Here is a 7,227-nt window from a genome sequence, read left to right on the forward strand (position 1 = left end):
GTATCTATGAATTCGAACTTCAGATCAGCATCTGAAGCAGGGTACCAGTGAAGGTGAAATCCATGGATGAGAGGTGAGGAGATGGGAGAATACGGTGAATTGGCCCGAAAAGCAAGGGAAAGGGATCCCAAAGCTTTCGCCGGTTTGTATGAGATGGTTTATCAGGATATGTATCATATGGCTCTGTATACATTGAGAAATCCCCAGGACGCAGAAGACGCTGTGAGTGAAACCGTGGCGGACGCCTATGCGGGAATTCATAACCTCCGGGATGCTGAGGCATTTCGGGGCTGGATATTTAAGATCCTTTCCAATAAGTGCAAGAGAAGACTGAAAGAATATCTGAATAAGCCGGTGGAATTAGGGGAGGAACTGACAGACTCGGTATCCCTGGAGATGTATACTCCGGATCCGGATGAGAATATGCAGGTCAGAGAGGCTTTTTTCCGGCTGGGGGAAGAGGAGAGGCTGATAGTTGCCATGAAGGTGTTCGGCGGTTATCAGAGCAAAGAGATCGGTGCCATATTACATAAAAGCCATAACACAGTACGCTCAAAGTTGAGCCGGGCGCTGGAGAAGATGCAGCGCTATCTGGATGAATAGAAAGGAGGAAGGTGACATGAATGAATTGGATTTATTAGAAAAAATCCGTCAGTCGGCCCAGGCAGATGAGATACCGGAAGAACTCCGTCCGGAAAAGATAGAGAGAAAGCTGGAATCCTCCTCACAGGGACAGAAAAGGCATGCCATACGCCGATGGGCGGCAGGCGCAGGAGCTGCCGCGTGTGTAGGACTGGCCGTATTTTCATGGTTTGTCAGCTCTCAGACGGGAGATATGAAGAACAAGATGGAATCGTCAGAATCCCAGGCTGTCACAGACTCGGCTCCCAGCAGCGGCGGGAAAGCCGATGCCGGGGCGGAGGGAGAGATTGCGGCTGTAGAGGATGTTGACAAGGTAATGGCCTCAGCTGCAGATTACCGGCAGGTCTATGATACGGTAAAGTATCCTCAGGCGGAGGCTTATCAGGAGGACCGGGGAATTCTTGGGACCATTTCCGACTGGTTCAGCGGGGGGAGTAAGTCCGATGCTGCGGAAAAGTCTGAATCTACCGCAGATACCGCAGCTGTTCCGGAGTCAGGCGCTGCCGCAAATGACCAGGCAGCCGGTGCGGATACATCCGCAGACAGTGCAGGGGGCAGTTCTTATTCTGATACGAATGTGCGGGAAGCAGGAGTGGATGAGGCTGATATTATTAAGACGGACGGAAAATACATTTATCTTCTTACCCGGCAGGGAATGCTTCAGATAGTGGAAGCCAAGGGCGGAGACATGAAACTGGCATCTTCGCTCCGGCTGGAGTCTGCGGGAGAGGGAATACAGGAGATGTATGTAGACGGGGATGTGTTAAGTGTGATAACGTCCCATTATGAGACTGCACTTTACGAAAGGGAGAAGAATACCTACGATACTCTGGAACAGGAAACCACACATTTATATACGTATGATATCTCTGACCGGACCAAGGTAAGGCAGATTGGTCATGTTTCCCAGGAGGGGTATTACCAGTCCTCCAGAAAATCGGGACAGTATGTATATCTCTTTACCAACTATTCACCGTATAATACAGAGGATCCGGAGGCAGTGGAGGAGTATATCCCCAGGGTTAACGGGGAACTGCTTCCCGCAGAGGACATTTATCTGCCCAGGGAACAGAATATATCCAGCTATATTGTAATAACCTCAGTGGATACAGAAAGGCCCGATAAAGTAAAGGATACCAAGGCACTGGTTGCCGGAAGCGATATGATGTATGTGAGCAGCTCTAACATTTATATCACCCGGCCGGATTGGTCCCAGAGCGGGAACAGAACTTCGATAGTCCGCTTTGCATATAAGGACGGAAAGATCAAGGCGGAGGCAGCAGCCTCTTTCAATGGGTATCTGAATGATTCTTTTTCCCTGGATGAATATGAGGGGAATCTGCGGCTTGTTCTCACTGCCAATGATACCCGGGGAATGGATACCAATGGACTTTATATCCTGAATCAAAAGCTGGAGGTCACAGGTAAGATTGAGAATCTGGCAGAGGGAGAACAGATAAAATCAGCGCGGTTTATGGGGGAGAAGGGATATTTTGTAACCTTCAGAAATACAGATCCCCTGTTCTCTGTGGATCTGTCGGATCCCCGGAATCCTGTGGTGCTGGGGGAACTGAAAATCCCGGGTTTTTCAGAGTATCTGCATTACTATGGAGACAATCTTCTTCTTGGCATCGGCCGGGATGCGGATCCCGAGACGGGAAAGGAGCTGGGACTAAAGCTGTCTATGTTTGATATCAGCGATCCTTCCAATGTGACGGAGAAGAGTAAAATGATTCTGAACACAGTTTCGGAGTACAGTGTGGCAGATAATTATAAAGCAATTATGATAGATCCGGAAAAGAATCTCTTTGGGTTCGCCTATACAGAAGGAAGCTATTCTTCCTCAGGTGACTATCCCGACGCATATTACGGTGTATTTTCCTACGAGGAGGGAACCGGATTTGTAAATAAACTGGTCTGGCCTCTCTATGAAAATCAGGAGGAGCACTATAGTGAGTTTAGGGATGCCAGAGGTCTCTATATAGACAATACGATCTATATTTATAATGGGAGCAGTCTGACAGCCTTTGACATGAATCAGGAGTATCGGCAGACCGGGAAATTGGAATGGTAGTTTTTATGTTAGTCCTTGCGTCATAATTTGCAATGCGATATACTAAAAGGTGGAGTAAGCCAGGGAGAACTTACTCCGCCTTAATATTATAAAAGGAGTAAGAATATGGATCTTATAACAGTAAAGGATATTTACAAAGACAGAGATAAGTACATGGACCGGGAAGTAACCCTGGGCGGATGGGTTCGAAGCGTAAGGGACTCTAAGACATTCGGATTCATTGTACTTCATGACGGTAGTTTTTTTGAGACAATGCAGATTGTATACAGCGACAGTATGGATAATTTTACCCAGATTTCTAAATTAAATGTAGGTGCGGCTATTTTGGTAACGGGAACTCTTGTGGCTACGCCTCAGGCAAAGCAGCCTTTTGAGATTCAGGCCAGGGAAATTCTTGTTGAGGGAGAGTCTGCGCCGGACTATCCTCTTCAGAAGAAACGTCACAGTCTGGAGTATCTGAGAACCATTTCTCATCTGCGCCCCAGGACAAACACATTCCAGGCAGTTTTCCGCGTGCGCTCTCTGATTGCCTACGCAATCCACAAGTTTTTCCAGGAGAGAGGCTTTGTCTATGTGCACACGCCTCTGATCACAGGAAGTGACTGTGAGGGCGCAGGGGAGATGTTCCGTGTCACCACTCTGGATCTGGAGAATCTGCCGAGAACAGAGGACGGCAAAGTCGACTACACCAGGGACTTCTTTAATAAGGAGACAAGCCTTACGGTGAGCGGACAGCTGAACGGAGAGACGTACGCCCAGGCTTTCCGCAGTATTTATACCTTCGGGCCTACGTTTCGGGCAGAGAATTCGAATACCACAAGGCATGCCGCGGAATTCTGGATGATCGAGCCGGAGATGGCATTTGCGGATTTGGAGGATAATATGGCGCTGGCTGAGGCAATGCTCAAATATGTCATCCGCTATGTTATGGAGGAAGCGCCGGAGGAGATGAAGTTCTTTAATTCCTTTGTGGATAAAGGGCTGCTGGAGCGCCTTCAGGGGGTTGTAAACGCAGATTTTGCCCATGTGACTTATACAGAGGCAATTGAGATACTGGAGAAGGTTAACGACAAATTTGAATATAAAGTATCCTGGGGATGTGATCTCCAGACAGAGCATGAGCGGTATCTGACAGAACAGGTATATAAGCGTCCTGTCTTTGTGACGGATTATCCCAAGGAGATTAAGGCATTCTATATGAAATTGAACGAGGACGGCAGAACAGTTGCAGCCATGGACTGTCTGGTGCCTGGAATCGGGGAGATTATCGGGGGAAGCCAGAGAGAGGATTCCTACGATAGGCTTACTGCCCGTATGGAAGAGCTTGGGTTAAAACCGGAAGATTATGAGTTTTACCTGGATTTGAGAAAATACGGCTCTACCAGACATTCGGGCTTTGGACTTGGGTTTGAGCGCTGTGTGATGTATCTGACTGGTATGGGCAATATCCGTGACGTGATTCCATTCCCCAGAACGGTTAATAATTGTGAGCTATAAGCCATTGTGCTTAGGAGATGAGTGATTTTACATGAAATTTATTCACATTGCAGATGTACATCTGGGGGCAGTGCCCGACAAGGGATATCCCTGGAGTGAAGAGAGAGAAAAAGAAATATGGAGAAGCTTTCAGAAAGTCATTCGTCAGGTCGGCCGCGCAGAGGCCGACCTTCTTCTCATTGCCGGGGATTTATTTCACCGGCAGCCGCTGAAAAGGGAGCTGAAAGAAGTGAATTATCTTTTTTCTACCATACCGGATACAAAGGTTATCCTGATGGCAGGAAACCATGATTATCTCAAAAAGGATTCCTTTTATCAGAGATTTCCCTGGAATCCCAACGTTTATTGTCTGTGGGGAAGAGAATGCGGAAGAGTCTGCCTGGAGGATCTGGATACTTGTATCTATGGGCTGAGCTACTACAGCCAGGAGATCCGGGAACCGGTCTATGATCTCATACGCCCTGTCAGGACAGAGGGATGTACGAATATACTTCTGGCCCACGGAGGAGACGAACACCATATTCCCATCCACCGGGAACTTTTGAAGGCAGCAGGGTTTGACTATGTGGCTTTGGGGCATATCCACAAACCGGGAAAGGTTCTGGGCCACAGGGGCGCATATGCAGGGGCGCTGGAGCCACTGGACAGAAATGATACGGGCCCTCACGGGTATATTTTGGGGGAATGCGGCAGTTCTGGAACCACCATTCAGTTTGTGCCTTTTGCCTGCAGATCTTATATTCCGCTGATTATTACGGTTTCCGAGGAAGACACGCAGCTGTCGGTAGAGGCAAAGATACGCTGTGAGATACAGGAGAATGGAAGGGACAATATTTTTCAGATTTTTTTGGAAGGGTTCCGGGATCCCGATCTGGAATTTGTACTGCCGGATCTGTATAAACTGGGAAATATTGTTGAAGTATTGGATGATACCCAGCCGGATTACGATTTTCAGGCCATCCGTGAGAAATACGGGGGCAGCCTGATTGGCGAGTATGTGGCGCATTTTATGGAAAAGGACAGAACAATTATAGAAAATAAGGCTCTGTACTATGGGCTGCGCGCCCTCTTGGGAGAAGAATAAGTGCCGGTGGAGATTATGTATGATTATAGAACATTTATGGATAAAAAACTTTGGCAAACTGCATAACAGAGAGCTGGACTTTGGGGAGGGCATTACGGTTATTTTCGGCGAAAATGAGAGCGGGAAGAGCACTCTTCACACCTTTATCCAGGGAATATTCTTCGGTATCCGAAGGATGCGGGGAAGGGCAGCAAGAAATGACGTGTACAGCCGTTTTGAACCCTGGGAGAACAGCAGCTACTATGCCGGGGGCATCCGGTTTTCCTGCGGGGGGAAAACCTTTCGGCTGACCAGGAACTTCAGCAAGGAGAGTCAGCGGGCTGAACTTATCTGCGAGGACGACGGCGAGCTGCTGTCGGTGGAGGATGGGGATCTTGGCATTCTTTTGGGGAATATCAGCCAGGTGGTTTATGACAATACCGTATCCGTGGGGCAGCTGAAGAACCAGACCGGAGAGGGGATCGTGGCAGAGCTCCGCAATTATATGTCCAATTATCAGAGCGACACAGAGGGACAGATCGATATTGAAAAGGCTGTGGCTGCCCTGAAAGAGAAAAAAAGAGAGTTTGATCAGGCAAGAAAAGAGGAGCTTAGAAAACAAGAGGAGCTGCTTAACGGACTTAAGGGAAAGCTTTTATTCCTGGAGGAAGAAAGGGCGGAGCTGGAGGCCAAAATCAGTGAAGCCGAGACAAGAAGGGAAGGGCTGAGGCAGGGAGAAGGGAAAGCCGATAAAAAGGATCGGCCTTTGTTTTTGCGGGCAGAACATCGGGGGAGCATGGCTGTCCTGCTGGCAGGTGCCGTGGTTATATTTCTGAGCATTCTTCTGCTCCCGGGAATGATAGGAGAAGTGACAGGGACAGCAGCCGGCCTGGCGACTATAGGTTTTCTGTTCCGTTTTCTGAAAAAAAGTTCCCGGAACCCGAAGGAAAAGCACAATGCGCCGGAGGAGGAAGGGGAGATACAGGAAGAAGAAAAGAAACTGGACTGGAAGCTGGAACATCTCAGGGAAGAGGCGGAAGAAAAGGATACCTTCTGTGAAAATCTGAAGGAAGAATACCGGGAGCTGCTGGCCAAGCACAGCGGGGAGATGACCCCTCTCCAGGAGGAGATAGAGGGGATCGATCTGGCCATTGCCACAATACAGGAACTCTCCCGGACAATGCAGTCCAAGATTGGAAACCGTCTGAAAAACCAAACCTCCAAAATATTAGGCCAGTTAACCGGAGGCAGATATACACAGATATCCATCAGTGATGAATTCCGGATCCACCTGAATACCGGTGAACACTATACCCCTCTGGAGCAGCTGAGCAGAGGGACCATAGAGCAGGTATACTTTGCGCTGCGGATGGCAGTCTCAGATATTCTGTGCAGAGAAGAGGAGCTCCCGGTACTGCTGGATGAACCTTTTGTCATGTACGACAGCCGGAGGCTCCAAAACACGCTGAAATGGCTGTCAGAGAATAAACAGCAGGTGCTGATATTTACCTGCCAGGAAAGAGAGATAGAGGCGCTGGAAGCGCTGGGACTGGAATATCATCTGGTCAGGCTGTAAAAAGGGACAGGGCAGTATTCAAAAGGGACACCCTGGTTCGAAAAGGGGGCTGTGAAAAAATGGAGTTGCTCTAACTCCATTTTTTCAGCCCCTCTTTATTTTGTGGAAAGCGTAAGAAAAAAGCAGTAAAAAGCGCATAATCCCCCTTACCCCAACAAACGTGCGCTCTTTCTTCTTTAAGCCACTTCCCGGAGTCTCATCTGCTTATTATAGATTTTATAGAGATTATGGCCGATAGAAACAAGAAATATCTCTACTCTTACCGAATCCAGTCCTCTTCTTACAATTCGCTTATACCTTCGGTCGTATTTGATGATTCCAAATGTCCCTTCTGCCTGGATGGAGCGGTTCATGCGGAGCAACGCCCCATGGATA

At 48.4% G+C, this 7,227-nt stretch carries 6 protein-coding genes; 5 read left to right on the top strand and 1 reads right to left on the bottom strand.

Annotated features, from left to right (window positions below; translation table 11 throughout):
- Window positions 1-66: 66 nt before the first annotated feature.
- From BUA56_RS20470 to BUA56_RS20490, 5 genes are all read left to right on the top strand, one after another.
- Window positions 67-603 carry an RNA polymerase sigma factor gene (locus BUA56_RS20470; protein ID WP_242946828.1) on the top strand — a complete coding sequence of 179 codons (537 nt, stop codon included), beginning with the start codon at window positions 67-69 and terminating at the stop codon, window positions 601-603.
- Between the two features lie 16 nt (window positions 604-619).
- Window positions 620-2,716 carry a beta-propeller domain-containing protein gene (locus BUA56_RS20475; RefSeq protein ID WP_072854627.1) on the top strand — a complete coding sequence of 699 codons (2,097 nt, stop codon included), beginning with the start codon at window positions 620-622 and terminating at the stop codon, window positions 2,714-2,716.
- 105 nt (window positions 2,717-2,821) lie between these two features.
- A complete protein-coding gene (gene asnS, locus BUA56_RS20480) occupies window positions 2,822-4,213 on the top strand; it encodes an asparagine--tRNA ligase (protein ID WP_072854628.1) in 1,392 nt (463 codons plus the stop codon).
- A gap of 31 nt (window positions 4,214-4,244) precedes the next feature.
- Window positions 4,245-5,297, top strand: a complete 1,053-nt coding sequence (locus tag BUA56_RS20485) for a metallophosphoesterase family protein (RefSeq protein WP_072854629.1) — start codon at window positions 4,245-4,247, stop codon at window positions 5,295-5,297.
- A gap of 19 nt (window positions 5,298-5,316) precedes the next feature.
- Window positions 5,317-6,852 (top strand): ATP-binding protein, encoded by a 1,536-nt coding sequence (locus BUA56_RS20490; protein WP_072854630.1) that lies wholly within the window; start codon window positions 5,317-5,319, stop codon window positions 6,850-6,852.
- A gap of 176 nt (window positions 6,853-7,028) precedes the next feature.
- Here BUA56_RS20490 and BUA56_RS20495 read toward each other — a convergent pair.
- Window positions 7,029-7,227 (bottom strand): transposase (locus BUA56_RS20495; RefSeq protein WP_072854633.1); only part of this gene is annotated, 199 nt, incomplete at its 5' end.

The sequence above is a fragment of the Lactonifactor longoviformis DSM 17459 genome, assembly GCF_900129135.1.
Taxonomy (GTDB): Bacteria; Bacillota; Clostridia; order Lachnospirales; family Lachnospiraceae; genus Lactonifactor; species Lactonifactor longoviformis.

What these genes read in the sequence shown, in the direction of transcription:
- BUA56_RS20470 (WP_242946828.1), top strand. Translation starts at nt 67, where the DNA reads ATGAGAGGTGAGGAGATGGGAGAATACGGTGAATTGGCCCGAAAAGCA.
- BUA56_RS20475 (WP_072854627.1), top strand. Translation starts at nt 620, where the DNA reads ATGAATGAATTGGATTTATTAGAAAAAATCCGTCAGTCGGCCCAGGCA.
- asnS (WP_072854628.1), top strand. Translation starts at nt 2,822, where the DNA reads ATGGATCTTATAACAGTAAAGGATATTTACAAAGACAGAGATAAGTAC.
- BUA56_RS20485 (WP_072854629.1), top strand. Translation starts at nt 4,245, where the DNA reads ATGAAATTTATTCACATTGCAGATGTACATCTGGGGGCAGTGCCCGAC.
- BUA56_RS20490 (WP_072854630.1), top strand. Translation starts at nt 5,317, where the DNA reads ATGATTATAGAACATTTATGGATAAAAAACTTTGGCAAACTGCATAAC.